This window comes from Ethanoligenens sp. (genome assembly GCF_047718355.1).
Taxonomy (GTDB): Bacteria; Bacillota; Clostridia; order Oscillospirales; family Ethanoligenentaceae; genus Ethanoligenens.
The window spans coordinates 1-1,056 of the sequence record NZ_JBDNLG010000114.1; the positions used below are offsets into that span (position 1 = coordinate 1).

Genomic DNA, 1,056 nt, shown 5'->3' on the forward strand with positions numbered 1-1,056 from the left:
CTCTCGTTTTCGGAAAGCGGTGCGTCACGGCGGATTCCGCTGCCGACGAAAGCATAGACCCCGTAGGCCTTTCGTTTCTGACGCCATTCCACCAGTAGTAGACGTCGCATGGATGCGTTAGAGTTTTCTGGTATATTTTTCATAATTCTCTTAGCAGGGCTGCCGGTTCTCTAATACTGCTATTGGGCCACCATAACATTGGCCCCGGCGGGAACAACTTTGCGAATAGCGATTGGTATTTTAAAAGTCTCCGTGGTACTATTTCCAGTTTTTCCACACTTCCGGTCTGTAGCCTATGGTGGCTTTATTGCCATTACGAACAATTGGAGAGACATACAACCGCGGATTATTTAAAAGCATTTCTTCTTTTGTCTCACCGGTGCTGATGTATTTCAGATTCAGCCGCTCATATTCCTTGCCGTCAATATTCAGTAGATTATCAATACCTGTCACCGCTTTCACGCTTGCAAGCTCGCCGCGGCTCAATCCGTACCGATCAATATCGACACTCTGGAATTTTATTTTGCGCTCTTTAAAATATCTTTTCGCTTTTTGAGTATCAAAGCACTTGCTTCTTCCGTAAATCTGTATATTCATCGATTTGCCTCACTGCAAGTTTCCCGTTCCAACTTGCTCTTATATAAAACGTACCGAATAGCCCCATAACTTATCTCGCTAGGCAGTGCCTCTTTGATTGGCACCAGCCTTTTACATACGCATAGCAATGCTGCTCCCATGATCTGCTGTGCCGCATCGCCAATTACAAAAATGCCTGTAGCAATTTCCAACCTGTTTTGAAGACAGCTTATCAAATGGATCTCTATTGTCTTTGACCTGAGGGGTAGTCGTTATAGTAAACGCCGCAGCAACAGGACGCGTGGGCAAGCGGCCACCTAGGTCCCTAAAATTATCAGATCTTTTTAGGTTTTCTCACCGGTGTCGTTTTATCGGGTTTTGGAGCAAATTTTTTAACGTTACGCTTCTTTTTTAACCTGTTCGGATTTTTGAATGACATTTAGCTTACACCTCTTCTAACGTAGTTGTTATTTATAGATC

General features: G+C 44.0%; 1 protein-coding gene and 2 pseudogenes. All 3 read right to left on the minus strand.

Annotation, left to right across the window (positions count from 1 at the left end; translation table 11 throughout):
- A pseudogene (locus tag ABF463_RS13120) lies at positions 1-95 on the minus strand (transposase); the annotation flags it as partial.
- 163 nt (positions 96-258) lie between these two features.
- Entirely contained in the window at positions 259-597 is a 339-nt protein-coding gene (locus tag ABF463_RS13125; RefSeq protein WP_415534258.1) for an arsenate reductase family protein, read from the minus strand.
- Positions 594-830 (minus strand): annotated as a pseudogene (locus ABF463_RS13130) (helix-turn-helix domain-containing protein); the annotation flags it as partial. The gene ABF463_RS13125 and the pseudogene ABF463_RS13130, both read right to left, overlap by 4 nt.
- Positions 831-1,056: the final 226 nt, after the last annotated feature.

Coding starts and splice junctions, on each gene's coding strand:
- ABF463_RS13125 (WP_415534258.1), bottom strand. CDS start 597: ATGAATATACAGATTTACGGAAGAAGCAAGTGCTTTGATACTCAAAAA.